The organism is Bradyrhizobium erythrophlei, from assembly GCF_042430365.1.
GTDB classification, from domain to species: Bacteria; Pseudomonadota; Alphaproteobacteria; order Rhizobiales; family Xanthobacteraceae; genus Bradyrhizobium; species Bradyrhizobium erythrophlei.
Map to the genome: position 1 here is coordinate 79,927 of NZ_JBHMET010000054.1, position 26,629 is coordinate 106,555.

Sequence of the window (26,629 nt, forward strand, 5' to 3'; positions counted from 1 at the left end):
TGGAACACGTGGCGCGCCGCACCAGGACCCGATCGAATTGGGTCGGACCGTCGCGCCCCGCGTGACGCCTGGCCGGCGCGGGGTGGGCCTTTACGCCACTCCGCTAATCGTCGTCGGTCTCGATCTTGTCGAAGAACGAATAGCGCAGGCTGTCGGAGTCCGCGTACCAGTGGCCCGGCCCCTTGTTGGCTGCGAGGGTCGCTGCCCACAACGCATCGGTGCAGTCGCGTCGGTGCATCGACAGGTCGAAGCCGTTGTTGAAGAACAATTCCGACCACTCCCACCAGGTGCCGAGCTTCTTCACGCCGCGCAGAAGGTCGTAGCGGTCGATCAGCGCGGGCGCCATGTCCGACGTCACCGAGCCGAACACCAGGCCGGTCTTCACCACACGGTTGATCTCGCGCACCGCGCGCGCGACCTGCTTCTCGCCGAGATGGCACAGGCTGGTCTCGAACACGAAGTCGAATTCATTGGCCTTGAACGGCATGTCGGCGATCGAGCCGAGCTTGTTGTACTTCTTCAGCGCCTTCGGTGTCTTGCCGTGGATGTAGCGGTTGTTCTCGATGCCCCAGGCATCGACGCCGCGTTCGCGAAGCGCGCCGACCAGCTCGCCGCTGGCGGAGCCCGCGACCAGGAGCTTGTAGCCCTTCGCCCTGCCCCACACGATCTTGATCAGGTCCATCAGATAGGCCGGATCGGTGAACTGGTGCCAGGCCTCGCCGTACGGACCGGCGCCGCGGTAATTCTCGAAATAGCCGCGGTCGAGCTTGTCGGACAGTTTTTCGGTTTCCTGCGCGCGGGCGCGGCGCAGCCGCATCATCTCGGTCAGGATGATGTCGGTTGCGGCGTCGGAGGAGTCGAGCAGTCCGTTCAGCGTCGAATCGAACAGATAGTCGCCGACCACCACGATGCCGGGATGGTCCTTCGGCTCGGGCCGATGATTGGTCATGACGTCGCGCACCGGCAACCCACCCGGCAGCGCGTTGACCGACGACAACCAGCGGTGGATCTTGCCTTCCAGGAAATGCGCGCGCGCATCACCGAACGAGGCCGGCAGCGACTTCAGCGCGGCCTCGATCAGCTCCTGGTCAGAGAGATTGGCAAAGGCCAGCGCGTCGGAACCGGCGATCAGCCAGTTCAGCACGCCGTGCTTGCCGACGTCGTGGCGGGCGCCCTCGTTGTAGACGCAGCAACCGCCGAACGCTTCCGACATGAACCAGGCCCCCGGGATCTTCTCGCCCCAGAACGGCTCGTCGAACAGGATCGAGACGCGCAGATAGTGCGCCGGCCGGTCGAAATAGGCGACGTGCTTGACCATCGACTGGCGCAGCTCTTCGCCGTCCCAGCGCATGGTGGCGAGCCAGGAATGCGGCAGGCAGACCAGCACGAGGTCGAAATCGCGCGTCTCCGGCCCCTTGCCGTTCATCATGTTGAGCCGGTAGCGGCCGGCGTCGGTCTTGCCGACCTTGAGCACGCGGTAATTGAGCCTGATGTCGGCATCGACTTCCGATCGCAGACACTCGATCAGCTGCTCATTGCCGTTCTGGATCGAGTACAGGCCGATATAGCCGTCGATATCCATCACGAAATTCTTCAGCGCGTTGAGCCCGTTGGTGTTGTGGCTCTCGGTCGCGATGTCGGAGCGCGCCATCACCTTGAAGAAGCGCTTGGCGGTTGCGTCCTCGACCTCCTCGTCGATCACCTGCTCGGCGGTCTTGTAGGCCCAGGGGTGCTCATTGTCGTGGGCGCCGACGCCTTCGTAATATTCGATCGGCGACACCATCTCGGCGCAGCGCTTGCGGAAGGCCTCGATCGCGGCGGCGGTCTTCGGCCCGTATTTGCGACGCATGCCGGGGACGTCGGCGAGCAGCTCGCCGTCGAGCTGCACCTGCTCGGCGTCCATCGGGATCGTCTGCAGGCCGAAATGCTGGATCAGCTCGCGCAGCGGGTCGGGCCCGGTCATCGAGTAGTCGTAGATCTCGGCGACGCCGGCTTCGTACATCGCCGGCGCCGTTTCGAACTTGCGCGTAACGATCTTGCCGCCGAGGCGGTCCGACGCCTCGAAGATGGTGACGCGGCAGAGGTCGCCGAGCTTACGCTTCAGGTACCAGGCGCTCATCAGCCCCCCGGGGCCGCCGCCAACGATTGCGAGATCAAGCATATAAGTTCCGTCGTTCCGGACCTGCGAAGCAGCCGGCCTAAGTCGATTTAGCAAAAGCGCTTTTCACCCTGAAGGAAAGATGAACAAAGCAGGTCCCTGCACCGCAGCAGGGAAAGAAAGCAGCAAAAAGGCCGGCATAATGCCGGCCTTCCTGTCATTACCGTAGTCTTGCGGATGCCTATTCCGCGGGCGGCAGCGGCAGCGCCAGCGGCTCGGCTTCCGGAGCCGTCGGCACGATCGCCGCCTGCTGCTTCTCGCGCTCGTCGAGGATCAGCTTGTCGCGCTTGACCGCGACCTCGCGGATCCGCGCCATCGAGGCGCCGGTGCCGGCCGGGATCAGACGGCCGACAATGACGTTCTCCTTGAGGCCTTCGAGCGGGTCCACCTTGCCGTTGACGGCCGCTTCGGTGAGCACGCGCGTGGTCTCCTGGAACGACGCCGCCGAGAAGAAGGAGCGGGTCTGCAGGCTCGCCTTGGTGATGCCGAGCAGAACCGGCGTACCCGTGGCGGGCTTCTTGCCCTCCTCCTTGGCCTTGGTGTTGAGCGCGTCGAACTCGATCTTGTCGACCTGCTCGCCCGAGATCATGTCGGTGTCGCCCTGGTCGGTGACCTCCACCTTCTGCAGCATCTGACGGACAATCACCTCGATGTGCTTGTCGTTGATGAGCACGCCCTGCAGCCGGTAGACCTCCTGGATTTCGTTGACCAGATAGGCAGCGAGTTCCTCGATGCCCTTGATCGCCAGGATGTCGTGCGGCGCCGGGTTGCCTTCGACGATGAAGTCGCCCTTTTCGACGACGTCGCCGTCCTGCAGGTGGATGTGCTTGCCCTTCGGGATCAGGTACTCGCGCGGCTCCTCGGACTTGTCCATCGGCTCGATCGAGATGCGGCGCTTGTTCTTGTAGTCGCGGCCGAAGCGGATCGTGCCCGCCGTCTCCGCGATGATCGCCGCGTCCTTCGGCTTGCGAGCCTCGAACAGTTCCGCCACCCGCGGCAGACCGCCGGTGATGTCGCGCGTCTTGGCGCTCTCGGTCGAGATACGCGCCAGGATGTCGCCAGGATGCACCTTCGCGCCGATGTCGACCGACAGAATGGCGTCGACCGACAGCATGTAGCGGGCATCGCCGCCGCGCGCGAGCTTCATCACCTTGCCGTCCTTGCCCTTGACCACGATGGCCGGACGCAGATCCGAACCGCCGCGCGTCGTGCGCCAGTCGATGACCACGCGCTTGGCGATACCGGTCGATTCGTCGAGCGTTTCCGAGATCGACTGGCCCTCGACCAGGTCCTCGAACCCGATCGTGCCCTCGACTTCGGTGAGCACCGGGCGGGTATAGGGATCCCATTCCGCGATGCGCTGGCCGCGCTTGACCATGTCGCCGTCGTCGATGTGCATGCGCGAACCGTACTGGATACGGTGCGTCGCACGCTCGGCGCCGTCGGCATCGACGATCGCGACAACCATGTTGCGCACCATCGCGACCAGGTGGCCTTCGCTGTTGCGGGCAATGGCCTTGTTCTTGATCACGATCTTGCCGTCGAAGTTCGATTCCACGAACGACTGCTCGTTGAGCTGCGCCGCGCCGCCGATGTGGAACGTGCGCATCGTCAGCTGCGTGCCGGGCTCGCCGATCGACTGCGCCGCGATGACGCCGACCGCCTCACCGTGGTTGACCGGCGTGCCGCGCGCGAGATCGCGGCCGTAGCACTTGCCGCAGATGCCGTTGACGAGCTCGCAGGTCAGCGCCGAGCGGATCTTCACTTCCTGGATGCCGGCCTGCTGGATCGCGTCGACGTGGCTCTCCTCCATCAGCGTGTCGCGCTTGACGACCACGTTGTTGGTGGCGGGATCGCGCACGTCATCGCAGGCCACGCGGCCCAGGATGCGCGAGCCGAGCGAGGCGACGACCGTGCCGGCATCGACGATGGCGCGCATCTTGATGCCGAGCTTGGTGCCACAGTCGGCCCGCGTGATGATGCAGTCCTGCGCGACGTCGACCAGACGGCGGGTCAGGTAGCCCGAGTTCGCGGTCTTCAACGCGGTGTCCGCCAGACCCTTGCGGGCGCCGTGAGTCGAGTTGAAGTACTCGAGCACCGACAGACCTTCCTTGAAGTTGGAAATGATCGGCGTCTCGATGATCTCACCCGACGGCTTGGCCATCAGGCCGCGCATGCCGGCGAGCTGGCGCATCTGCGCCGGCGAACCACGCGCACCGGAGTGCGCCATCATGTAGATCGAGTTGATGTCGGCATCGGCTCCGCTCGCCGTCTTCTTGGTCGCGGAGATTTCCTTCATCATCGCCTTGGCGATTTCTTCCGTAGCCTTCGACCAGGCGTCGACAACCTTGTTGTACTTCTCGCCGTGGGTGATCAGACCGTCGTTGTACTGCTGCTCGAAATCCTTCGCCAGCGTACGGGTCGAGTCGACGATCTTCCACTTGCCGTGCGGCACGACCATGTCGTCCTTGCCGAACGAGATGCCGGCCTTGAACGCGTTGTAGAAGCCGAGCGCCATGATGCGGTCGCAGAAGATCACCGTCTCCTTCTGGCCGCAGTGACGATAGACTTGGTCGATGACGCCGGAGATCTCACGCTTGGTCATCAGCTTGTTGATGATGTCGTAGGAGATCTTCGGATTCTTCGGCAGCAAATTGCCGAGCATGACGCGGCCCGCGGTGGTTTCGATCCAACGCTTGGCCGGCTTGCCGTCCTCGCCCGTACCCTCCCACCGGTACTTGATCTTGGTGTGGAGGTGGATGACCTTCGAATGCAGCGCGTGCTCGAGCTCGGCCATGTCGCCGAAGATCTTGCCCTCGCCGGGCAGGCCTTCGCGCATGATCGACACGTAGTAGAGACCGAGCACGATGTCCTGCGACGGCACGATGATCGGCTGGCCGTTCGCGGGGTGCAGGATGTTGTTGGTCGACATCATCAGCACGCGCGCTTCCAGCTGCGCTTCCAGCGACAGCGGAACGTGCACGGCCATCTGGTCGCCGTCGAAGTCGGCGTTGAACGCGGCGCAGACCAGAGGATGCAGCTGGATCGCCTTGCCCTCGATCAGCACCGGCTCGAACGCCTGGATGCCGAGACGATGCAGCGTCGGCGCGCGATTCAGCAGCACCGGATGCTCGCGGATCACCTCATCGAGGATATCCCAGACCTCCGGACGCTCCTTCTCGACCAGCTTCTTGGCCTGCTTCACCGTGGTGGACAGGCCCTTGGCGTCGAGCCGCGAGTAGATGAACGGCTTGAACAGCTCGAGCGCCATCTTCTTCGGCAGGCCGCACTGATGCAGGCGCAGCTCGGGACCGACCACGATCACCGAACGGCCCGAATAGTCGACGCGCTTGCCGAGCAGGTTCTGACGGAAGCGGCCCTGCTTGCCCTTCAGCATGTCGGCGAGCGACTTCAGCGGGCGCTTGTTGGCGCCCGTGATGACGCGGCCGCGGCGGCCGTTGTCGAACAGCGCGTCGACGGCCTCCTGCAGCATGCGCTTTTCGTTGCGGATGATGATGTCGGGCGCCCGCAGCTCCATCAGCCGCTTCAAGCGGTTGTTGCGGTTGATGACGCGGCGATAGAGGTCGTTGAGATCCGACGTCGCGAAGCGGCCGCCGTCGAGCGGCACCAGCGGACGCAGGTCCGGCGGGATCACCGGCACGACCGTCATGATCATCCATTCCGGCTTGTTGCCGGAGAAGCGGAACGCTTCGACGATCTTCAGCCGCTTGGCGAGCTTCTTGTGCTTGATGTCGGAGTCGGTCTCCGCCATCTCGGCGCGCAGCTGCACCTCGAGCTTCTCGAGGTCGAGGCCCTTGAGCAGTTCGCGGATCGCCTCGGCGCCGATCATGGCGGTGAAGCTGTCCTGGCCGTACTCGTCCTGCGCCTTCAGATACTCGTCTTCCGACAAGAGCTGACGGTCCTTCAGCGCGGTCAGGCCCGGCTCGAGCACGACGTAGTATTCGAAGTAGAGGATCCTCTCGAGATCCTTCAGCGTCATGTCGAGCAGGAGGCCGATGCGCGACGGCAGCGACTTCAGGAACCAGATGTGGGCAACCGGCGCGGCCAGCTCGATATGGCCCATGCGCTCGCGCCGGACGCGCGACAGCGTCACCTCGACCGAGCACTTTTCGCAGATGATGCCCTTGTACTTCATGCGCTTGTACTTGCCGCACAAGCACTCGTAATCCTTGATCGGCCCGAAGATGCGGGCGCAGAACAGGCCGTCACGCTCCGGCTTGAACGTGCGGTAGTTGATCGTCTCCGGCTTCTTGATCTCGCCGTACGACCAGGACAGAATCTTCTCCGGAGACGCGATCGAAATCCGGATCTGGTCGAAGACCTGGGCCGGTGTCGTCGGATTGAAAAGATTCATAATCTCTTGATTCATGGTCTTCTCCTCGCGTGCCGATCGTCACCGGCAGCAAATTCGAAACTTTTATTCAGCCCGCGTCCCGCTCAACGTCCGAGCGGAGCGCGAATGCCCGGCGCATTTGAGCGAAGACGCGCTTCGCGCTTTTGCGCCGGACATGAAATTCTAAGCGTTACTCGGCCGCCTCGGACGTCGGCGCCGGTCCCATCTTGGAATTGTGCAGGTCGACGTTGAGGCCGAGCGAGCGCATTTCCTTGACCAGCACGTTGAACGATTCCGGGATGCCGGCCTCGAACGTGTCGTCGCCGCGCACGATCGCCTCGTACACTTTGGTACGGCCGGCGACGTCGTCCGACTTCACGGTCAGCATTTCCTGCAGCGTGTAGGCGGCACCGTAGGCTTCCAGCGCCCAGACCTCCATTTCGCCGAAGCGCTGACCGCCGAACTGCGCCTTGCCGCCCAGCGGCTGCTGGGTGACGAGCGAGTACGGACCGATCGAACGCGCGTGGATCTTGTCGTCCACGAGGTGGTGCAGCTTGAGCATATAGATGTAGCCCATCGTCACCTTGCGATCGAACGGGTCGCCGGTGCGGCCGTCATAGACGGTCGACTGGCCTGAGGCGTCGAAGCCGGCGAGCTTCAGCATCTCCTCGATATCGGCCTCCTTGGCGCCGTCGAACACCGGGGTGGCGATCGGCACGCCGTGGCTCAGGTTGCGGCCGAGCTCGACCAATTCGTTGTCGTTCAGCGACTTGATGGTTTCATCCTCGCCGTAAATCTTCTTCAGGGTCTCGCGCAGCGGCTTGAGATCCTGCTTCTGATAGTAGGCGTCGATGGTCTGGCCGATGCGCTTGCCGAGGCCGGCGCAGGCCCAGCCCAGATGCGTCTCCAGGATCTGGCCGACGTTCATGCGCGAGGGCACGCCGAGCGGGTTCAGCACGATGTCCGCATGGGTGCCGTCCTCGAGGAACGGCATGTCCTCGATCGGCACGATCTTGGACACCACGCCCTTGTTGCCGTGACGGCCGGCCATCTTGTCGCCGGGCTGGATCTTGCGCTTCACCGCGACGAAGACCTTGACCATCTTCATCACGCCGGGCGGCAGCTCGTCGCCGCGCTGCAGCTTCTCGACCTTGTCGAGGAAGCGCTGCTCGAGGCCCTTCTTCGACTCGTCGTACTGCTTCCGCATGGCCTCGATCTCGGCCATCAGCTTGTCGTTCGGCGAGGCGAACAGCCACCACTGCGACTTCGGATACTCGTCGAGTACCGCACGGGTGATCTTGGTATCCTTCTTGAAGCCCTTCGGGCCGGCGATGCCCTGGCGGTTCTCCAGGAGCTCGGCGAGGCGGTTGTAGACGTTGCGGTCCAGGATCGCCTGCTCGTCGTCTCGGTCCTTGGCCAGACGCTCGATCTCCTCGCGCTCGATCGCCAGCGCACGCTCGTCCTTGTCGACGCCGTGGCGGTTGAACACGCGGACTTCCACGATGGTGCCCTGCACGCCCGGGGGCACGCGGAGCGAGGTATCGCGGACGTCGGAGGCCTTCTCGCCGAAGATGGCGCGGAGCAGCTTCTCTTCCGGCGTCATCGGGCTTTCGCCCTTCGGCGTGATCTTGCCGACCAGGATGTCGCCGGCGCGGACTTCCGCACCGATGTAGACGATACCGGCTTCGTCGAGGTTCTTCAGCGCTTCTTCCGAGACGTTCGGAATGTCGCGGGTGATTTCCTCAGGGCCGAGCTTGGTGTCGCGGGCCATCACCTCGAACTCCTCGATGTGGATCGAGGTGAAGACGTCGTCCTTCACGATCCGCTCGGAGAGCAGGATCGAGTCTTCGAAGTTGTAGCCGTTCCACGGCATGAACGCGACCAGCACGTTGCGGCCGAGCGCCAGCTCGCCGAGATCGGTCGAGGGACCGTCGGCGATGATGTCGCCCTTTTTGACGATGTCGCCGACCTTCACCAGCGGACGCTGGTTGATGCAGGTCGACTGGTTGGAGCGCTGGTACTTCATCAGCCGGTAGATATCGACGCCCGACTTGGTCGGATCGAGATCCTCGGTGGCGCGGATCACGACGCGGGTGGCGTCGATCTGGTCGATCACGCCGGAGCGGCGCGCGGCGATCGCAGCGCCCGAGTCACGGGCCACCACGCCTTCCATGCCGGTGCCGACGAACGGCGCCTCGGCGCGAACCAGCGGCACCGCCTGGCGCTGCATGTTCGAGCCCATCAACGCGCGGTTGGCGTCGTCGTTCTCGAGGAACGGGATCAGCGCCGCGGCGACCGAAACCAGCTGCTTCGGCGACACGTCCATGTAGTCGACCTTGTCCGGCGTCACCGGCAGCACTTCGCCGGCGTGACGGCAGACCACGAGGTCTTCGGTGAAGCGGCCCTTGGCGTCGAGCGGCACGTTGGCCTGCGCGACGCGGTAGCGGCCCTCTTCCATCGCCGAGAGGTAGACCACCTCGTCGGTGACGCGGCCGTCCTTGATCTTGCGATAGGGCGTCTCGACGAAGCCGTATTTGTTGACGCGGGCGAACGTCGCCAGCGAGTTGATCAGGCCGATGTTAGGACCTTCCGGCGTCTCGATCGGGCAGATGCGGCCGTAATGCGTCGGGTGCACGTCGCGCACCTCGAAGCCGGCGCGCTCGCGGGTCAGACCGCCCGGGCCAAGCGCCGACAGGCGCCGCTTGTGGGTGATCTCCGACAGCGGGTTGGTCTGGTCCATGAACTGCGAGAGCTGCGAGGAGCCGAAGAACTCGCGCACCGCGGCGGCAGCGGGCTTCGCGTTGATCAGGTCCTGCGGCATGACGGTGTCGATATCGACGCTCGACATGCGCTCCTTGATCGCGCGCTCCATGCGCAAGAGACCGATCCGGTACTGGTTCTCCATGAGCTCGCCGACCGAGCGCACCCGGCGGTTGCCGAGGTGGTCGATGTCGTCGATCTCGCCCTTGCCGTCGCGCAGGTCGACCAGCGTCTTGATGACGGCCAGGATGTCTTCCTTGCGCAGCGTGCGATGGGTGTCGGGCGCATCGAGCTCGAGGCGCATGTTCATCTTGACGCGGCCGACAGCGGAGAGGTCGTAGCGTTCGGAATCGAAGAACAGCGACTGGAACATGGCCTGCGCCGAGTCCAGCGTCGGCGGCTCGCCCGGACGCATCACGCGGTAGATGTCGAACAGCGCGTCCTCACGCGTCATGTTCTTGTCGGCCGCGAGCGTATTGCGGATGTAGCCGCCGACATTGATGTGGTCGATGTCGAGCAGCGGCAGCTCCTTGTAGCCCTGCTCGTTCAGCAACTTCATCGACTTCTCGGTGATCTCCTCGCCGGCTTCGGCGTAGATCTCGCCGGTCTTCGGATTGACGAGGTCCTCGGCGAGGTAGTTGCCGACGAGCTCCTCGTCCGACATCCGCAGCGCCTTCAGCCCCTTCTCCTGGAGCTGGCGGGCCTGGCGCACGGTCAGCTTCTTGCCGGCCTCCAGCACCACCTTGCCGGTGTCGGCGTCGATCAGGTCGTTGACGGTCGAATAGCCGCGGAAGCGGTTGGCGTCGAACGGCACGCGCCAGCCTTCCTTGGTCCGCTTGTAGGTGATCTTCTTGTAGAAGGTCGACAGGATCTGCTCGCCGTCGAGACCGAGCGCGTACATCAGCGAGGTCACGGGGATCTTGCGGCGGCGGTCAATGCGCGCGAACACGATGTCCTTGGCGTCGAACTCGATGTCGAGCCAGGAACCACGATACGGAATCACGCGCGCGGCAAACAAGAGCTTGCCGGACGAGTGGGTCTTGCCCTTGTCGTGGTCGAAGAACACGCCGGGCGAACGGTGCATCTGCGAGACGATGACGCGCTCGGTGCCGTTGACGACGAAGGTGCCGTTCATCGTCATGAGCGGGATGTCGCCCATGTAGACGTCCTGCTCCTTGATGTCCTTGACCGACTTGGCGCCGGTTTCCTCGTCGATATCGAACACGATCAGGCGCAGCGTCACCTTGAGCGGCGCAGCGAAGGTCATGCCGCGCTGGCGGCACTCGTCGACGTCATATTTCGGCGGCTCGAATTCGTAGCGGACGAATTCGAGCATCGAGGTGCCGGAGAAATCCGAGATCGGGAATACCGAGCGGAACACGGCCTGCAGGCCCTCATCGAGCCGGCCGCCGGTCGGCTCGTCGACCATCAGGAACTGGTCATAGGACGCCTTCTGAACCTCGATGAGGTTCGGCATCTCGGCGACTTCCTTGATGTGTCCGAAGAACTTGCGTACGCGTTTGCGACCGGTGAATGTCTGCTGCGCCATCGTGGCCTCTCATTTTCGTCGCCTTGCGGGGCGAACCTTCCGGGACACGACTGCCATCGGCCCCGGGTTGAATTTCGAATCGTCTCGAAGGGACGAAGCTCCAGTTCAGGAATTAAATCCCCACCCTGGTCTTTGCGACCTTCCAAACGCAAAACAACGCGCGGGGCGCATGACTGCACCCGCCCGTCCAAACCTTCCGCTTCACGGACTGAAAAAGCCCGAAATCTGACTGTCTCCCAACGGCTTCCGCCGGGAGCCCTGCCGCCCCCGCCGCCGACCGTGTTTTTCCGCTGCCTACCCGATATGGGAAGGCAATAATGGAGATTCGAGGGTTAAGTCCACGGATCCCCACACTTTTTTGTGTTCGATATGCCACGCGACAACCGCCACATGAATTTTGCATATCGTCCGCCCTTCGGAGTGGTGGATAGTCGGGGCTCCCGGCCATCCGCAACCTTTGGGCAAAATCCCGGGCCAAGCCTTGGCCTGCCCCGGGATCCGTCTCACGCAACTTGCGTTACTTGAGCTCGACCTTCGCGCCAGCCTTCTCGAGCTGGGCCTTGATCTTCTCGGCTTCGTCCTTGTTGACGCCTTCCTTGAGCGGCTTCGGAGCACCCTCGACGAGGTCCTTGGCTTCCTTCAGGCCCAGGCCGGTGATGGCGCGGACTTCCTTGATGACCTCGATCTTCTTGTCGCCGGCAGCAGCCAGCACGACGGTGAAGTCGGTCTTCTCTTCAGCCGGAGCAGCGGCAGCGCCGCCGGCAGCCGGGCCGGCCACCGCAACGGCGGCAGCGGCGGAGACGCCCCACTTTTCTTCGAGGAGCTTGGCGAGTTCGGCCGCTTCGAGCACGGTGAGGCTCGAGAGGTCGTCGACGATTTTCTGCAAGTCAGCCATTGTTCAGTTCCTTAAACGTTTGGTTCGAACCAGGTTTGAGATTAGCGAAGGGTCAGGCCGCTTCGCCCTTTGAGGCATGAGCCTGAATGACGCGTGCGAGCTTGGCCGCGGGCGCGTTGGAGAGCTGAGCGAGCTTGGTCGCCGGCGCCACAATGAGGCCGACAAGCTTGCCGCGCAGTTCGTCGAGCGACGGCAGTGAGGCGAGCGCCTTCACGCTGTCGACATTCAGGACGGTTTTACCCATCGAGCCGCCGAGGATGACGAACTTCTCGTTCGCCTTGGCGAATTCGATGGCAACCTTTGGCGCCGCAACCGGATCTTTCGAAGTAGCGATCACGGTCGGCCCCTTCAGCAGGGAACCGATGGAAGCGACGTCAGTGCCTTCAAGAGCAATTTTGGCGAGACGGTTCTTCGAGACCTTCACCGACGCGCCCGCCTGCTTCATCTGCATGCGCAGCTTCTGCATCTGGGCCACGGTGAGGCCGGAATAGTGAGCAACGATCGCAACCGACGTGGTCTTGAAGACCTCGTTAAGTTGTTCGACCGACTCTTTTTTTGCCGCTCGTTCCACAGCAAGCTCTTTCCGGTTGGCGGCCGTTCCGCATGGAGGGCCGCCGGGTTGCACCCATCGTCCCACCCAAAAACCTGATCCTTGGGACCGAAGCCCTTCGGACATGCCGGGCAAGACGACAATTAGAAGCCTGCCCTCCCAAAGCCTTGCGGCCGTGGGGTGTCGAGGTTCGAACCAAACCGCCTCCAGAGGCGCTGGTGTCGCGCCCTGGAATGCGAAATCCGGTCTTCACCCGTCTATGCAGGCCATGCGATTAAGCCGTTGAAAACGTGATGTTCTCGCGGGCGCCTGCAGTCTCGGACAGGATCAAGGCCACCGGCAAAGCCGAAGGCCCCTGCTCTTATTCCGTTCGAAGCGACGGGCCTCCTTCCTTTCGAGCATCCTTGCGGGCATGCGGAAAGGAATGATCTCCTATCGTGTCGGGTTTTCGGAATGCGAGCACAGACATGCCAGCAACCGCTGGCACGCCCGGAAGGCGCTATGTAGCGGGTCCTGCCCGGCTTGCCAAGAGCAAAATTCAGACCAATTCGGCACCGGGTCCGGTTCCGCCGAAAATTCTCCCCGGCCTATGTCACATCCGGCGGTCGTCGCTCGTCTGGGAGCCGGAGGCCTTCATGAGACGATGGATCGCAGGAATTCTCGCCCTGTTCAACCTCGGCAATGGACTGGCGATGCTCAGCGCCGGTTCCACCTGGTGGGCAGCGGTGCCCGGCGCTGCCGACACCGGTCCCTTCAACCCCCACCTCGTTCAGGACGTCGGCATCGCCTTCATGGCCGCCGGGCTCGGGCTGGGGGCGCGGGCGTGGCGGCCGACCTACTGGCCGGCGGCGCTGGCCGGCGCGGGATTTCTCGCCGGCCACGGCGCGCTCCACCTCGCGATGATCATCGGCGGGCACGATCACCATACCGCGGCGGACTTGACGGCCGTCATCCTGCCCGCGGCTCTCGCTGTCCTTGCGGCCCTTCCAACCCACGGAGAATTACGACATGCGTAGTTTCATTGCGCGCCGTATCCTGCGCGCCACGGCCAAACGTTATGCGTACGACACGAGTTATCTTGAGATGATGCTCAAGGAATCCCCCACCGCGTTCTTCCGCTTCGCGCCGGTGATGAAGGCCGCCTCGCACCGCGAGGTGGTTCCGGTCGAAACCAGCTTTGCCGCCAAGATCACCGGCGCCATGGCCGAGGACTGCGGGCCCTGCGCGCAACTGGTCGTCGACATGGCGGTCGAGGCCGGGATGGCCGAGCAGCAGGTCGCGGCCGTCGTCAGGCGAGATGTCGCGGCGATGAGCCCGGAGACCGCGGTCGGCTTCCGCTTTGCCGACGCGATCCTGCGCCGATCGATGGATGATGAAACCTGCCGCGACGCCGTCCGCGTCCGCTGGGGCGCAAAGGGCGTGATCGATCTCACCATGGCGCTGCAGATCGGCCGCCTCTTTCCGATGATGAAGCTGGCATTGGGATACGCCAAGGAGTGCCGCCGAGTGACCGTGGCCGGCCATCAGATCGATGTCATCAAGCGCGCAGCCTGACGCCGACCCGCTCGGGCCCTATCGAAAACGGCTCGTCGGGCTCGCCTATCGCATGCTCGGCAGCCGCGGCGACGCCGACGACGTGGTGCAGGACGCCTATCTGCGCTTCGCCGCCGCAAACGACGTCCACAATCCCGAGGCCTTCCTGGTCACGGTGGTGACCCGGCTCTGCCTCGACCGGCTCAAGAGTGCCCGGACCCAGCGCGAGGTCTATGTCGGTGCATGGCTCCCCGAACCGGTGTTCGATGCCGAGGGCCTGTCGGCCGAAGCCGCGACCGAGCTCGCCGACGACCTCTCCTTCGCGCTGATGCTGGCCCTGGATTGCCTGTCGCCGCTGGAGCGCGCTGCGTTCCTGCTGCATGACGTGTTCGACCGGCCGTTCGCGGAGGTGGCGCGAATGCTCGAGCGTAGCGAAGCCGCCTGCCGGCAACTGGCCGCGCGCGCACGGCGCACGGTGCGCGACAGCCGCCCTGCCCCCGCTGCGGCCCCCGAGGGCCACGCCAGGCTGCTGACCGCCTTCTGCCAAGCCGCCGCAAGCGGCGATGTCTCCGCCCTCGCCAAACTGCTGCGCGAGGATGCGATCGCGATCACCGACGGCGGCGGCCGCAAGCTGGCGGCGCTGAACCCGATCAGGGGCGCGGAGAAGATCATTCGTTTCATCGTCGGCATCGCCGGGAAGAACACCGGCAGCGAAATTCGCGTCGAACCGATGATGGTCAACGGAAGCGCGGGCGCGCTGATCTTTCTCGACGGCGAGGTCGATCACACGCTGAGCATGGCGATCGACGGCGAGGCCAACCGGATCGCGGCAATCTACATCGTCCGCAACCCCGACAAGCTCCGCCACGCGCCGCGCCGAAGTTGAAGGCCTTAGCCAGATCCTGACGTCACCGGGTAAGCGAGCGGCTTGCCGGCAAAGAACGCCTCAAGATTGGCGAGCACGCAGTCCTGCATCGCCACGTGCGATTCCAGGGTGTGGCCGCCGATATGTGGCGACAGCACCACATTCGGCAGCGCGGTCAGCGCGTCGGGGGCGTGCGGTTCCTTGGCGAATACGTCGAGGCCGGCGCCGGCGATGGTCTGGTCGGTCAGCGCTGCAACGAGCGCCCGCTCGTCGATGACCGAACCGCGCGAGATGTTGACGACAAAGCCGTCGCTGCCGAGCCGGCGCAGGATGTCGGCGTTGACGGCATGCTCGGTCTCGGCACCCGCGCGGACGGCGACCATCAGCACGCTGCACCAATCGGCGAGCGCCTCGAGCGTCGGGAAATATTGATAGGGCACGTCGTGCTTCGAGCGGCTGAAATAGCCGACCTCGGTCTCGAATGCCGCGACGCGGGCGGCGATCTTGCGGCCGATCTCGCCGATCCCGTAGACGCCGACCTTGCGGCCGCGCATGCCGGCCTGCGGTCGCATCATTGGCGACGGCTTTGCGCCCGCCCAGTCGCCGCTGCGCACGTAATTGTCGGCCACCGGCAGACGGCGCACCGCCGCCAGCATCAAGGTGAGCGCGATGTCGGCCACCGAGGCCGCGTTCGCGCCCGGGCTGTGCCCAACCGCGATCCCCCGTTCGGCGGCGGCGGCAAGGTCGACGCCGTCATAGCCCGTGCCGTAGCAGACGATCGCCCCTAACTTCGGCAACATGTCCATTGCGTCGGCGCCAAGCGGCGTGCCGCCGGCGGTGATCAGCGCGCGGATGTCGGCAAGCTCGGCCGCCGGGAACATATCGATCGGCCGCTTGCCGGCGGCGTTCAGGAGCTCGTAGCGCTCGCCGAAACGCACCATCTGGGCCTTGGGAAAGCGTGAATAGATCAGGACCTTATCAGGCATTCTTGTTGTTTCCTGCGAGTGTCTTCACGCGGCAAAAGACAAGGGGCGGAATCGGTTGCCCGATCCCGCCCCTCTTTATCTCATGACGACCTCTGGCCTTAGCCGAGGATTGTGCCCGGCTCGACCTTCACGCCCGGGCCCATGGTGGAGGAGACCGCCACGCGCTGGATGTAGGTGCCCTTGGAACCGGCCGGCTTCGCCTTGGCGACCGCATCGGCGAGCGCCTTGACGTTCTCGACCAGCTTGTCCTCGGAGAACGAGGCCTTGCCGATGCCAGCCTGGACGATGCCGGCCTTCTCGACGCGGAACTCGACCGAGCCGCCCTTGGCGCCCTTCACGGCGTTGGTGACGTCCATGGTCACGGTGCCGATCTTCGGGTTCGGCATCATGCCGCGCGGACCGAGCACCTTACCGAGGCGGCCGACCAGCGGCATCATGTCCGGGGTGGCGATGCAGCGGTCGAAATCGATCGCGCCGCCCTGCACCTTCTCGACCAGGTCTTCGGCGCCGACGACGTCAGCACCGGCGGCCTTGGCTTCCTCGGCCTTGGCGCCGCGGGCGAACACGCCGACGCGCAGCGTACGGCCGGTGCCGTTCGGCAGGTTGACCACGCCGCGGACCATCTGGTCGGCGTGACGCGGATCGACGCCGAGATTGATCGCGATCTCGATCGTCTCGTCGAACTTCGACTTGGCGCGCTCCTTGACCATCTTGATGGCATCCGCGAGCGGATAGAGCTTTTCGCGGTCGATACCCTCGCGGGCCTTCTTCAAACGCTTTCCGATAGCCATGGCCCGTTACCCCGCAACTTCCAGACCCATCGAGCGGGCCGAGCCCTCGACCATCTTCATGGCCGACTCAATGGTGTCGCAGTTCAAGTCCTTCATCTTCCTCTCGGCGATCTCGCGCACCTGCGCCTTGGTCACCTTGCCAGCCTTGTCGCGGCCCGGCGCCTTCGATCCGGACTGGATCTTGGCGGCCTGCTTGAGGAAGTAGGACATCGGCGGCGTCTTCATCTCGAAGGTGAAGGACCGGTCCGCATAGATGGTGATGATCACCGGGATCGGGGTGTTCTTCTCTTCCTTCTGGGTCTGGGCGTTGAACGCCTTGCAGAACTCCATGATGTTGAGACCGCGCTGACCAAGCGCGGGACCGATCGGGGGCGAAGGATTCGCCGCACCGGCCGGGACCTGAAGCTTCAGGTATCCGGTCACTTTCTTTGCCATTTATCACTCCTGTTATGCCGGACGGTGCCGGCGGTTTCAGGTTCCGTGGTTCGGTTGAAGGGGCTGGCGACCGCCTCCTCCCTCCCACGGCCTCTCATTGACGCGAGGCGTATACCCCACGCCGTCCGGTCAGACCACCTTTTCGACCTGACCGAATTCCAGTTCCACCGGGGTCGCACGGCCGAAGATCGACACCGCGACCTTCACGCGCGAACGCGCCTCGTCGATTTCTTCCACCACGCCCGAGAAGGACGCGAACGGGCCGTCGGCCACGCGCACGTTCTCGCCGATTTCGAACGACACCGACGCCTTCGGCCGCTCTACGCCCTCCTGCACCTGGTGCAGGATGCGCATCGCCTCGGCCTCCGAGATCGGCATCGGCTTGTTTTCCGCGCCGAGGAAGCCGGTCACCTTCGGCGTGTTCTTGATCAGGTGGAACGCCTCGTCGGTCAGCTTCATCTTCACCAGCACGTAGCCCGGGAAGAACTTGCGCTCAGCGTCGATCTTGCGGCCGCGGCGCACCTCGGTGACCTTCTCGGTCGGCACCAGCACCAGCTCGAACAGTTCTTCCAGCCCGCGCTGCTTCGCCTGCTCGCGGATCGATTCTGCCACCTTCTTCTCGAAGTTCGAGTAGGCGTGGACGATATACCAGCGCTTATCCATCGTTAGAGTTCCGGTGCTCATTAGTGGATGCCCAGTATCAGCGTAACCACATAGCGGATCAGCTGATCCGAAGCGAAGAAGAAGATCGAGGCCAGCGCCACCATCACGAACACCATGATGGTGGTGATGGTCGTCTCGCGGCGTGTCGGCCAGGTGACCTTGGCGGTCTCCGAGCGCACTTCCTGCAGGAATTTGAACGGGCTGAAAGCCATCGTTAGGTCCGCGTCCGTCACAAGACGATTGCAAAGTTTCAAGGAATCCGGACAGCCGACGTTTAGGACCCAGCCCTCGTTTGGAAGGTTGAGCCGGTGAACGAGCTCGATTGTTCGGGGGAATTCTAAGCCGCGCCGGATATCCGCGATCACAGCGGGCCGGCAGCGAGTGGCGGCTATCTACTGCGGCGGAGGCCAAAGGTCAAGGTCGGCGGGGCGGCTTCCCTGCCCGGCCGGCACCAGGCCGGGCGGAACAGGGCCTCTCAAATCAAGGGCTTAGGCGGGCGGTGTCCGGAGCGCCCGCTGCCGCGCCATGGCCGGCCGGGCACCCTACCCGGCAAAGCTCTTCTGGACCGCCTGATCGAGCGTGGTCCCGCCGACATAGCGCTGGCGGAGCTCGCGCTTGAGCAGCTTGCCGCTGGGGTTCTTCGGCAGGCTGTCGACGAAGATCACGCGCTTCGGGACCTTGAAGTGGGCCATTCCGGCGGCGCAGTGCTTGACGACGGCGCCCTCGTCGAGCGTCTCGCCGCCCTTGATCACGACGATCGCGGTGACCGCCTCGATCCAGCGCGGATCGGGCAGACCGACCACCGCGACCTCCGAAACCGCCGGCAGCCGGTAGATCATCTCCTCAACCTCGCGACTCGCGACATTCTCGCCGCCGCTCTTGATCATGTCCTTCACGCGGTCGACGACCGTGATGTAGCCGTCGGCATCGACGGTCGCGAGATCGCCCGAGTGGAACCAGCCCCCGGCGAACGCCGCCGCAGTTTTCACCGGGTCGTTGTAATATCCGGACAACAGATGCGGCGAACGGTGCACGATCTCACCGACCTCGCCCACACCGACGTCCTGCATGTCGCCGTTGACGACGCGCGTCTCGACATTGATCGCGGGCTTGCCGGCCGAGCCAGCCCTCGGCAGTTGATCCTCCGGCGTCAGCACGGTCGCGAGCGGCGCGATCTCGGTCTGGCCATAGAAATTCCAGAATTTGACGTTCGGCAGGCGGCGCTGCAATTCGAGCAGCACCTCCACCGGCATGATCGAGGCGCCGTAGTAGCCTTTGCGCAAGGTCGAGAGATCAGTGCGGTCGAACGCCGGCGACCGCAGCATCGCGATCCAGATCGTCGGCGGCGCGAAGAAGGCGCCGATCTTGTGGGCCGCGATCAGCGACAGGATATTGTCCGGCACCGGCTTGCCGGTGATCAGGCTGGTGGCACCGAGATAGATCGCGGGCCCCAGGAACACGTCGAGCTGCGCGCAGTGATAGAGCGGCAGCGCGTGCAGCACGGTGTCGTCGGACGCCATGCCGCCGTCGATGATGCAGCTGACATACTGCCACATCACGGCTTCGTGGGTCAGGATCGCGCCCTTGGGCAGCGACTCCGTTCCGCTGGTGTAGATGATCTGCGCGGGGTCGCGGCTGTCGACCGAAATGTCCGGCGCCGACGCATCGCTGTGCAGCAGGCCTTCGAAGGTCTTGATGCCATCGGGCGCGATGGCCGGATCTTCACCCGGCAGCCAGATCAGCGTTTCGACCGCGGAGCCCTTGGCCGCCGCGGCGCGCGCCGTTTCGACAAAATCGGGCCCGGAGGCGAGCAGCCTCGCGCCCGAATTGGCGAGAATGAAATTGATCTCGTCCGTGTTCAGCATGAAGTTGATCGGCACCAGGATCGCGCCGATCCGCGCCACCGCAAAGCGCAGCGCCGCGAAGGCGTGCGAATTGCGCGACAGCACGGCAATGCGGTCGCCCTTTTGGATGCCGAGCCCGAGCAGCCCGCGCCCCAGGCGATTGCAGATCGCGTCCATTTCCGCAAACGTCCAGGCGACATCGCCGCAGATCAGCGCGGTCTTGCTCGGATAGCGCCTGGCGGATCGGCGCAGGAGATCGCCGATACTGTGCTCGCGCGCGCGCTGGATGGTCGCTGCTAGATCTGCCGTCATGGTCCCTCCCAAAACATTTTCATTGTCGTTGTCGCAGGCGCCGATCTCGTGACACGGCGCTACTGCCGCCGCGCCGCCCGGGCATGCTCCATGTACATGTGCTCGACCGAGCGATCGAGCGAGGCAACTTTCTCGAAGCCGCGGCGCCAATCCTGCAGATGCCGCCGCGTCCACAGCACGCCGGCCGCCTTGTCGCGCCGCCTGATCGCATCGAGCAGTTTGCCGTGTGCCTCGACGAGGCGCGCGCCGCCCTCGGCGACGCCGCCGACGATCATCTCCGTGGTCGGAAAGAACAGTTGCGCGGCGGGCTCGCGGGCGAGCTGCAGCACGCGGTTCTGCGAGGCCTTGGCGATCAGCACGTGGAATTCGGCGTCAAGCTCGGCGAGCGCGGCGGGATCGCCCACGACCTTCGCGCTGCGCTCGAGATTGCCGGCGAGGTCGGCGATGTTCTCCTCCGTCGCGCGCTCCACCGCGCCTTCAATGCTGGCCACCTCGAGCGTCATCGACGCCTCGAACAGTTCGCGGAACGTGACCTCATGCAGCACCAGCGCGCGCGAGAGCCGTGTGGCTAGCTTGTTGTAACGCGGCAGGCAGGCATGCAGCCGGCGGCTGGAATCGCGCCGGATCAGGCCGCCCTCCTCGAGCACGCGGATGCCTTCGCGGACCGTCGAGCGGTTGACGCCGAACTGCTGCACCAGCTCCTGCTCGGTGCCGATCGGCTCGCCCGGCTTGATCCGGCCATTGACGATTTCGCGTTCGATCGCGTCGGCCACCCTTTGATAGGCCGGCTGGACGTCGATGCGTCGAAAGAGCGGCGTCGCGGGCACGAAACCTCCAGATTGGCGATTGTCGGACAAAGTATCTCGGTTTCCGGGAGCCGTCAATTTGGCTTGCAACGGGCCAAATGTCACAGCCCAGCAGGCCAAATTGACTCTGGAACCGGCCAATTCTAGCTTTGTCGGACAAACCTAGAAGAACACGGGGAGACGCCGCATCATGAGGGCGATTTTCAAGACGATATCCACGGCCGGATTGCTTTCGGCCGCACTCGCTGGGTCTGCGCTCGCGCAGCAAACCCCGCTCAAGATCGGCGTGCTCAGCGACTTCCAGTCGGTCTATTCCGACATCGGCGGCACGGGGAACGTCGAAGCCACCAAGATGGCGATCGAGGAGTTCGGCGGCACGATGTTCGGCAAGCCGATCGAGCTCGTCACCGCCGACGTGCTCAACAAGGCCGACATCGCCGCCACGATGGCGCGCAAATGGTACGAGGCCGAGAACGTCGACATGATCATCGACATGCCGACCTCGGCGACCGCGCTCGCCGGCATGGAGATGTCGAAGCAGTTCGAGAAGATCATGATCGTGACGGACGCGGCGAGCTCCGACATCACCGGCAAGTCGTGCTCGCCCTATACCGTGCACTGGACCTACGACACCTACGCCAACGCGCACACCGTCGGCAGCGCGATCGTGAAGAACGGCGGCGACACCTGGTTCTTCGTCACCGCGGACTATCTGTTCGGCCATTCGGTCGAGCGCGACACCAGCGACGTCGTCCGTGCGGCCGGCGGCAAGGTGGTCGGCAGCGCCCGCCATCCGCTCAACACGCCGGACTTCTCCTCCTTCCTGCTGCAGGCGCAGGCCTCGAAGGCTAAGATCATCGGCATGGCCAATGGTGGCGCCGACACCATCAACACGATCAAGCAGGCCGCCGAATTCGGCGTCGTCGCGGGCGGACAGAACCTCGCGGGCGTCGTGATGTTCATCTCCGACATCCACAGCCTCGGGCTGAAGATGGCGCAGGGCCTGATCATCACCGAGGCCTACTACTGGAACCTCAACGACCGCACCCGCGCCTTCGGCAAGCGCTTCTTCGAGCGCATGAAGCGGATGCCGACAATGAACCAGGCCGCGACCTACTCCGCCACCCTGCACTACCTCAACGCCGTGAAGGCCGCCGGCACCAAGGAGACCAAGCCGGTGCTGGCGAAGATGCGCGAGACCCCGGTCCGCGACGCCTTCACCGACAATGGCGTGCTGCGCGAGGACGGCCGCATGGTGCACTCGATGTTCCTGTTCGAGGTCAAGAAGCCCGAGGAATCCAAGGCGCCGTGGGATTACTACAAGGTGCTCGCCGAGGTGCCGGGCGATCAGGCGTTCCGCCCCTTGAAGGATGGCGGCTGCCCGCTGCTTAAGTAGGTCAAGACAATAATGGCCGGGGCTCAGAGCCTCGGCCAACGTCTTCAAATTGCTGGATAAAAGCTGGCAGGAGTGGCAGGGCTCGAACCTGCGACCCCCGGTTTTGGAGACCGGTGCTCTACCAATTGAGCTACACTCCTGCAGGGAACCGGCGTCGCCGCCGGTTCGCGCCGTTTCAAGCACAGGGCATGGCCGGATTGCAAGGGCGAAGCGGTCAACGTCCTGTTCATTGCAAAACTTCTGCGCCAGACTTTGCCCCGCACCGATCGACGGCATGTCGCCAGCAAGAATCAAGAGCACTGGGAGAGACCATGAACGCTCACACCGCCACTCAACGCGCCGCCAGCCCGAAGACCCCGTCCCTCCCCCTCGCCAAGCCCGAATCGATCGGCCTGTCGCGCGCGCGGCTGCAGGCGCTCTCCGACACCTTCAAGCGCGAGGTCGACAGGGGAACCACGCCCGGCGTGACCGTGCTGGTGGCGCGGCGCGGCCAGATCGGCTGGTTCGACGCGATCGGCCGCCAGAACCCGCTGGCCCCAGCGCCGATGGCGCATGACACCATCTTCCGCATCTTCTCGATGACCAAACCAGTCGTCTCCATCGGCATCATGATGCTGCTCGAGGACGGCCACTTCCTGCTCAGCGATCCCGTTGCCAAATTCATTCCGGAGTTTGCCGAGACCAAGGTCGGCATCGAGCGCAACGGCACCCTCGAACTGGTCCCGGCCAGGCGGCAGATGACGATCCAGGATCTGCTCCGCCACACCTCTGGTTTGACTTACGACCACACCGGCAACGGCCTGGTGCAGCGGCTCTACCAGCAATCGCGGCTGCGCAGCCGCAAGATCACCAATGCCGAGCACGCCACCATGCTCGCCAGCATGCCCTTGATCTGCCAGCCCGGCGCCGAGTGGAACTACAGCCGCTCCACCGACATCCTCGGCCGCATCATCGAGGTCGTCAGCGGCAAGACGCTCGGCGCGTTCCTCACCGAGCGCATCCTCAATCCGCTGCAGATGGCGGAAACCGCGTTCCACAGCGGCCAGGAGAACGCCGGCCGGCTGGCGGAGGCGTTCGCGATGGATCCCTGGACCCGGGAGAAGGTGCAGCTGTTCAACATGCTGGAGAAGCCGGCGATGGAATCCGGCGGCGGCGGCCTGGTCTCGACCACGATGGACTATGCGCGCTTCTCGCAGATGCTGCTCAACCGCGGCTCGCTCGACGGCACCAGGATCATCGGCCGCAAGACGCTCGAACTGATGGCGTCCGACCACCTCGGCTCCGATGTGAAGATCCAGGGCACGCTCGTCTCCCCCGGCCACAGCTTCGGCCTCGGCTTCGCGGTGCGCATGCAGCAAGGCATCGCGCCGTTCTCCGGCTCGGTCGGCCAGTTCTTCTGGAGCGGCATGGCCGGCACCTTCTTCTGGATCGATCCGGCCGAGGACCTGATCGCGGTCTTCATGATGCAGGGCCCCGGCCAGCGCGAATATTTCCGTTCGCTGGTGAGGAACGGGGTGTACGCGGCGGTGGAGTAGCTTCACTGCGGCTCGAGATCCCGGGTTCGCGCTGACGCGCGCCCCGGGATGACGCTCCGCGTCAGCTGATCGTCGCGCCGCCGTCGATCACCATGGTCTGGCCGGTCATGAAGTCGCCGGCGCGCGAGGCCATGAACACGGCCGCACCCGCGATCTCGTCCGGCACGCCGATCCGCAGCAGCGGCGAGCGCGAGGTCGAGGCCTTCAGGTTCTCCGGATTGTCCCACAGCGCCTTGGCGAAGTCGGTCTTGATCAGGCCCGGCGCGATGCAGTTCACGCGGATATTGTGCTTGCCGTATTCGCAGGCGAGGTTGCGCGCGAGCTGCATGTCGGCGGCCTTCGAGATCGCGTAGGCGCCGAGGATGGTCGAGCCCTTGAGGCCGCCGATCGAGGAGACGATGATGATAGAACCGTCCTTGCGCTCGATCATCTGCGGCACCACCATCGAGATCAGCCAGTTGTTGGCGACGATGTTGTTGTCGAGGATCTTTCTGAACTGGTCGTCGGAGATGCCGGCGAGCGGGCCGTAATACGGGTTCGACGCGGCGTTGCAGACCAGCACGTCGATCTTGCCGAAGGCGCGGTTGCTCTCGTCGACGAGGTTTTGCAGGTTTTCCTTCGAGGAGATGTTGGCCGCGACCGCAGCCGCGGTGCGCTTGCCGAACTTGTCGTTGATCTCCTTTGCCACCTCTTCGCAGACGTCGGCCTTGCGCGAGGAGATCACCACCTTGGCGCCGTGCTCGGCCATGCGCTCGGCGATCGCGCGCCCGATGCCGCGCGTCGAACCGGTGATGACGGCGACCTTACCCTTCATGTCGAACAAGCTCATTGTTTCTCTCCCAGATGTGGATCGTGAATTTGATGTTGAGCTAAGCAGCGTGTGCCCTCGCGACAACGGCGTCAGGCGAGCTTGGTTGTGGGCCTGACCTCCGGACCCGCCGGCTGATGCATCGCGGCGTGGCGCGGATCGGCGATCCAGGGCTGCTGGTTCACCATCGGCAGCCGCCAGGTGGACAGGCCCGGGCCCGCGACATGATCGAGCCGCGTCACCGACACATTATCGATATCGAAGGACAATCCGCGATCCGGCTGGCCGCCGAGCGCAAGTCCGACCGCCGACCTGATCACGCCGCCATGGCCGACGGCGATCACGTCCCTGCCCGCCTCCGCGGCGGTGATCCGCACAATCGCGCGGCAGACACGCGTGTAGAGGTCCATGAAACTCTCGCCGCCGGGCGCGGGCTCATTGACGTCGGCAAACCAGCTTCTGCCGGGCGGCTGGCTGGCCAGAAACGCCGCGCGGTTCATGCCCTGCCACTCGCCGAGATGCTGCTCGGCGAAGGCTGCTTCCTTGATCATGTCGGCAGGCTTCGGAAAGCCGGCGGCCCAGATCGCCTCGGCGGTTTGATGCGTGCGCTTCAGATTGCTCGCATACCACACCGCATTGCGCGGCAGGATCTTTGCCACCGCCTCGAACACTTCGAGATCGCCGGTGTCGCATTCGATATCGGCCTGACCATAGATGTTGCCGCCGTCGCTGCGCACCGGCGCGTGGCGCACCCACCACCACCGCGTCACGGTCACCTTTGGCTTGTCTGCATTGGACATCGGATGAGCCCTTCAATACTGTCCCTCGTCGCTGTACGTCAGGGCGCACATCGTCTCAAGTGCCTCGGACGTTTGAAATCTTGTTTGAATTCCGTCGCGCGGCAAGTGCTGCGGAACACGCCACCAGGGAGAAACTCATGGGCCGCCTCGAAGGCAAATCCGTCATCATCACTGGCGCAGGAAGCGGCATCGGCCGCGCGGCTTCGCTGCTGTTCACGAAGGAAGGTGCGAAGCTGATCGCAGTCGATCGCACGGACGGCGTGAACGAAACCGCGAAGCTCGTGCGCGATGCCGGCGGCACGGTCGAGGCGGTGAGCGCGGATGCCGGCTCGGAAGCCGACGTGAAGGCCTTCATCGACAAAGCGCTGTCGAAATACGGCAAGCTCGATGCGATCTGGGCCAATGCCGGCGTCAGCGGCGGGCTGGTGCCGCTCGCCGACCAGACTGTGGAACACTGGCAGGAGGTGCTGCGCGTCAACCTGATCGGCCCGTTCCTCGCGATCAAGCATTCGATCCCGCACATGACCAAGCAGGGCTTTGGCTCCATCATCTGCACCGCATCGGTTGCGGGCCTCAAGGCCGGTGCCAGCGGGCATCCTTATGGTGCGAGCAAGGCCGGCGTCATCAGCCTGGTGCAGACCACCGCCTACTCGCTGTCCGGCACCGGCGTGCGCATCAATGCCGTGTGCCCCGGCCTGATCGAAACCGGCATGACGAAGCCGGTGTTCGATCGCGCCAAGGAGCGCGGCACCCAGGACAAGATCGGCCAGCTCAATCCCCTGAAGCGTCCCGGCCAACCGCACGAACTCGCCGCGATGGGATTGTTCCTCGCCAGCGACGAGGCCTCCTACGTCAACGGCCAGGCGATCCCGGTCGACGGCGGCCTCACCGCGTCGATGCCGTATACGGGCAAGCCGATTTAGTCGCTTACGCTTCGCCGCCGAGTGATCCGTCATCCCCGCGCAACGGCTTCGCCGTTGTCGCTGGAGGCGCCCGCGGAACGCGGGCCTCGAAGGATGCACGACCCACGGCGGTGGCCGTCGTGCTTCGAGACGCGCTTCGCGCTCCTCAGCATGACGGTGATAGAGACGAACATGGGGCCCCATTCGTCGTCATTGCGAGCGTAAGCGAAGCAATCCATAGCAACGCAACGGGAAGCATGGATTGCTTCGTCGCTTCGCTCCTTGCAATAACGGGGCAATTTCGGTTGCATGTTCGAACATCAGTCCTGGATACGAGTCCGCATTCTCGCGACATGATTTGTCCGAGTTTTGCATTTCGTTCCGCCCTCTCCTCAAGCAGAGGGCGCAGGGAAAGCCGGGTGCCGATCGCACCCATGGGTCCCGTGCAACAAAAAGCACGGGGGTAGGACCACAGGTGAAATTTCGTGCTCTCCCCGGCGAGACCGCGCTTGTTTGCCACCGTCTTCGCAGGACGTTTCGCGTCTTGCGAGGAGACACCAGCCACTGGGGCGTCAGGACCACACGACTTCGCCGTCCGCCTCAAACGCACTCGTCAGTTGCGCGCTTCGCGTCCACCGCATCCCACACCACGTTCGTGACGATCGCGAGCCGCCCCTCATTCGGGTG

General features: G+C 64.3%; 20 protein-coding genes and 1 tRNA gene. 6 read left to right on the top strand and 15 right to left on the bottom strand.

What is annotated here, in order from left to right:
- Positions 1-103: 103 nt before the first annotated feature.
- The 5 genes from ACFFWD_RS09455 to rplJ all read right to left on the bottom strand — a co-directional run bounded on the left by ACFFWD_RS09455 (position 104) and on the right by rplJ (position 12,287).
- Positions 104-2,161, bottom strand: coding sequence for an FAD-dependent oxidoreductase (locus tag ACFFWD_RS09455; RefSeq protein WP_376964111.1), 2,058 nt, complete (start codon positions 2,159-2,161; stop codon positions 104-106).
- 178 nt (positions 2,162-2,339) lie between these two features.
- A complete protein-coding gene (rpoC, locus tag ACFFWD_RS09460; RefSeq protein WP_376964114.1) occupies positions 2,340-6,548 on the bottom strand; it encodes a DNA-directed RNA polymerase subunit beta' in 4,209 nt (1,402 codons plus the stop codon).
- Positions 6,549-6,702: 154 nt separating this feature from the next.
- Positions 6,703-10,821, bottom strand: a complete 4,119-nt coding sequence (rpoB, locus tag ACFFWD_RS09465; RefSeq protein ID WP_376964117.1) for a DNA-directed RNA polymerase subunit beta — start codon at positions 10,819-10,821, stop codon at positions 6,703-6,705.
- A 517-nt stretch (positions 10,822-11,338) separates the two neighbouring features.
- Positions 11,339-11,716: a 50S ribosomal protein L7/L12 gene (gene rplL, locus ACFFWD_RS09470; protein ID WP_376964120.1), complete on the bottom strand. Its 378-nt coding sequence runs from the start codon at positions 11,714-11,716 to the stop codon at positions 11,339-11,341.
- 52 nt (positions 11,717-11,768) lie between these two features.
- A complete protein-coding gene (gene rplJ / locus ACFFWD_RS09475; RefSeq protein ID WP_376964177.1) occupies positions 11,769-12,287 on the bottom strand; it encodes a 50S ribosomal protein L10 in 519 nt (172 codons plus the stop codon).
- Between the two features lie 614 nt (positions 12,288-12,901).
- Between rplJ and ACFFWD_RS09480 the strand changes: the two genes are divergently transcribed.
- The 3 genes from ACFFWD_RS09480 to sigJ are packed head-to-tail and all read left to right on the top strand — an operon-like array spanning position 12,902 to position 14,685.
- A complete protein-coding gene (locus ACFFWD_RS09480; protein ID WP_376964123.1) occupies positions 12,902-13,282 on the top strand; it encodes a hypothetical protein in 381 nt (126 codons plus the stop codon).
- Entirely contained in the window at positions 13,275-13,820 is a 546-nt protein-coding gene (locus ACFFWD_RS09485) for a hypothetical protein (RefSeq protein ID WP_376964125.1), read from the top strand. The genes ACFFWD_RS09480 and ACFFWD_RS09485 overlap by 8 nt, the downstream gene beginning before the upstream one ends.
- Positions 13,798-14,685 (top strand): RNA polymerase sigma factor SigJ, encoded by an 888-nt coding sequence (sigJ, locus tag ACFFWD_RS09490; RefSeq protein WP_376964128.1) that lies wholly within the window; start codon positions 13,798-13,800, stop codon positions 14,683-14,685. The genes ACFFWD_RS09485 and sigJ overlap by 23 nt, the downstream gene beginning before the upstream one ends.
- A gap of 5 nt (positions 14,686-14,690) precedes the next feature.
- Here the strand turns inward: sigJ and ACFFWD_RS09495 are convergent, their stop codons facing one another.
- The 7 genes from ACFFWD_RS09495 to ACFFWD_RS09525 all read right to left on the bottom strand — a co-directional run bounded on the left by ACFFWD_RS09495 (position 14,691) and on the right by ACFFWD_RS09525 (position 20,522).
- Complete coding sequence (locus ACFFWD_RS09495; protein WP_376964131.1) at positions 14,691-15,650, bottom strand: 2-hydroxyacid dehydrogenase; 960 nt, start codon at positions 15,648-15,650, stop codon at positions 14,691-14,693.
- Between the two features lie 98 nt (positions 15,651-15,748).
- Complete coding sequence (gene rplA / locus ACFFWD_RS09500; RefSeq protein WP_376964134.1) at positions 15,749-16,441, bottom strand: 50S ribosomal protein L1; 693 nt, start codon at positions 16,439-16,441, stop codon at positions 15,749-15,751.
- 6 nt (positions 16,442-16,447) lie between these two features.
- Positions 16,448-16,876: a 50S ribosomal protein L11 gene (gene rplK, locus ACFFWD_RS09505; RefSeq protein WP_376964137.1), complete on the bottom strand. Its 429-nt coding sequence runs from the start codon at positions 16,874-16,876 to the stop codon at positions 16,448-16,450.
- A 129-nt stretch (positions 16,877-17,005) separates the two neighbouring features.
- Positions 17,006-17,539 (bottom strand): transcription termination/antitermination protein NusG, encoded by a 534-nt coding sequence (nusG, locus tag ACFFWD_RS09510; RefSeq protein WP_376964140.1) that lies wholly within the window; start codon positions 17,537-17,539, stop codon positions 17,006-17,008.
- 20 nt (positions 17,540-17,559) lie between these two features.
- On the bottom strand, positions 17,560-17,751 hold the full coding sequence (gene secE / locus ACFFWD_RS09515) for a preprotein translocase subunit SecE (RefSeq protein ID WP_376964143.1): 192 nt from the start codon (positions 17,749-17,751) through the stop codon (positions 17,560-17,562).
- A 330-nt stretch (positions 17,752-18,081) separates the two neighbouring features.
- Positions 18,082-19,695 (bottom strand): acyl-CoA synthetase, encoded by a 1,614-nt coding sequence (locus ACFFWD_RS09520; protein WP_376964146.1) that lies wholly within the window; start codon positions 19,693-19,695, stop codon positions 18,082-18,084.
- A 59-nt stretch (positions 19,696-19,754) separates the two neighbouring features.
- Positions 19,755-20,522: a FadR/GntR family transcriptional regulator gene (locus ACFFWD_RS09525; protein ID WP_376964149.1), complete on the bottom strand. Its 768-nt coding sequence runs from the start codon at positions 20,520-20,522 to the stop codon at positions 19,755-19,757.
- A 169-nt stretch (positions 20,523-20,691) separates the two neighbouring features.
- Here ACFFWD_RS09525 and ACFFWD_RS09530 point away from each other — a divergent pair, with 169 nt between their 5' ends.
- Positions 20,692-21,897: an ABC transporter substrate-binding protein gene (locus ACFFWD_RS09530; RefSeq protein WP_376964152.1), complete on the top strand. Its 1,206-nt coding sequence runs from the start codon at positions 20,692-20,694 to the stop codon at positions 21,895-21,897.
- A gap of 64 nt (positions 21,898-21,961) precedes the next feature.
- Here ACFFWD_RS09530 and ACFFWD_RS09535 read toward each other — a convergent pair.
- A tRNA-Trp gene (locus ACFFWD_RS09535) sits at positions 21,962-22,037 on the bottom strand.
- Between the two features lie 171 nt (positions 22,038-22,208).
- On the opposite strand from ACFFWD_RS09535, the gene ACFFWD_RS09540 reads away from it, so the two are divergent.
- Complete coding sequence (locus ACFFWD_RS09540; RefSeq protein WP_376964155.1) at positions 22,209-23,432, top strand: serine hydrolase domain-containing protein; 1,224 nt, start codon at positions 22,209-22,211, stop codon at positions 23,430-23,432.
- Between the two features lie 61 nt (positions 23,433-23,493).
- Here ACFFWD_RS09540 and ACFFWD_RS09545 read toward each other — a convergent pair whose 3' ends face one another.
- Positions 23,494-24,261, bottom strand: a complete 768-nt coding sequence (locus ACFFWD_RS09545) for an SDR family NAD(P)-dependent oxidoreductase (RefSeq protein WP_376964158.1) — start codon at positions 24,259-24,261, stop codon at positions 23,494-23,496.
- 71 nt (positions 24,262-24,332) lie between these two features.
- Positions 24,333-25,040, bottom strand: coding sequence for a histidine phosphatase family protein (locus ACFFWD_RS09550; RefSeq protein ID WP_376964161.1), 708 nt, complete (start codon positions 25,038-25,040; stop codon positions 24,333-24,335).
- Between the two features lie 137 nt (positions 25,041-25,177).
- On the opposite strand from ACFFWD_RS09550, the gene ACFFWD_RS09555 reads away from it, so the two are divergent.
- Complete coding sequence (locus ACFFWD_RS09555) at positions 25,178-25,963, top strand: SDR family NAD(P)-dependent oxidoreductase (RefSeq protein ID WP_376964164.1); 786 nt, start codon at positions 25,178-25,180, stop codon at positions 25,961-25,963.
- The last annotated feature ends 666 nt before the right edge of the window (positions 25,964-26,629 follow it).

What these genes read in the sequence shown, in the direction of transcription:
- ACFFWD_RS09530 (WP_376964152.1), top strand. Translation starts at nt 20,692, where the DNA reads ATGAGGGCGATTTTCAAGACGATATCCACGGCCGGATTGCTTTCGGCC.
- ACFFWD_RS09550 (WP_376964161.1), bottom strand. Translation starts at nt 25,040, where the DNA reads ATGTCCAATGCAGACAAGCCAAAGGTGACCGTGACGCGGTGGTGGTGG.
- ACFFWD_RS09480 (WP_376964123.1), top strand. Translation starts at nt 12,902, where the DNA reads ATGAGACGATGGATCGCAGGAATTCTCGCCCTGTTCAACCTCGGCAAT.
- rplK (WP_376964137.1), bottom strand. Translation starts at nt 16,876, where the DNA reads ATGGCAAAGAAAGTGACCGGATACCTGAAGCTTCAGGTCCCGGCCGGT.
- rpoC (WP_376964114.1), bottom strand. Translation starts at nt 6,548, where the DNA reads ATGAATCAAGAGATTATGAATCTTTTCAATCCGACGACACCGGCCCAG.
- ACFFWD_RS09455 (WP_376964111.1), bottom strand. Translation starts at nt 2,161, where the DNA reads ATGCTTGATCTCGCAATCGTTGGCGGCGGCCCCGGGGGGCTGATGAGC.
- ACFFWD_RS09485 (WP_376964125.1), top strand. Translation starts at nt 13,275, where the DNA reads ATGCGTAGTTTCATTGCGCGCCGTATCCTGCGCGCCACGGCCAAACGT.
- secE (WP_376964143.1), bottom strand. Translation starts at nt 17,751, where the DNA reads ATGGCTTTCAGCCCGTTCAAATTCCTGCAGGAAGTGCGCTCGGAGACC.
- ACFFWD_RS09495 (WP_376964131.1), bottom strand. Translation starts at nt 15,650, where the DNA reads ATGCCTGATAAGGTCCTGATCTATTCACGCTTTCCCAAGGCCCAGATG.
- ACFFWD_RS09545 (WP_376964158.1), bottom strand. Translation starts at nt 24,261, where the DNA reads ATGAGCTTGTTCGACATGAAGGGTAAGGTCGCCGTCATCACCGGTTCG.
- ACFFWD_RS09555 (WP_376964164.1), top strand. Translation starts at nt 25,178, where the DNA reads ATGGGCCGCCTCGAAGGCAAATCCGTCATCATCACTGGCGCAGGAAGC.
- rplA (WP_376964134.1), bottom strand. Translation starts at nt 16,441, where the DNA reads ATGGCTATCGGAAAGCGTTTGAAGAAGGCCCGCGAGGGTATCGACCGC.
- rpoB (WP_376964117.1), bottom strand. Translation starts at nt 10,821, where the DNA reads ATGGCGCAGCAGACATTCACCGGTCGCAAACGCGTACGCAAGTTCTTC.
- sigJ (WP_376964128.1), top strand. Translation starts at nt 13,798, where the DNA reads ATGTCATCAAGCGCGCAGCCTGACGCCGACCCGCTCGGGCCCTATCGA.
- ACFFWD_RS09520 (WP_376964146.1), bottom strand. Translation starts at nt 19,695, where the DNA reads ATGACGGCAGATCTAGCAGCGACCATCCAGCGCGCGCGCGAGCACAGT.
- rplL (WP_376964120.1), bottom strand. Translation starts at nt 11,716, where the DNA reads ATGGCTGACTTGCAGAAAATCGTCGACGACCTCTCGAGCCTCACCGTG.
- nusG (WP_376964140.1), bottom strand. Translation starts at nt 17,539, where the DNA reads ATGGATAAGCGCTGGTATATCGTCCACGCCTACTCGAACTTCGAGAAG.
- ACFFWD_RS09540 (WP_376964155.1), top strand. Translation starts at nt 22,209, where the DNA reads ATGAACGCTCACACCGCCACTCAACGCGCCGCCAGCCCGAAGACCCCG.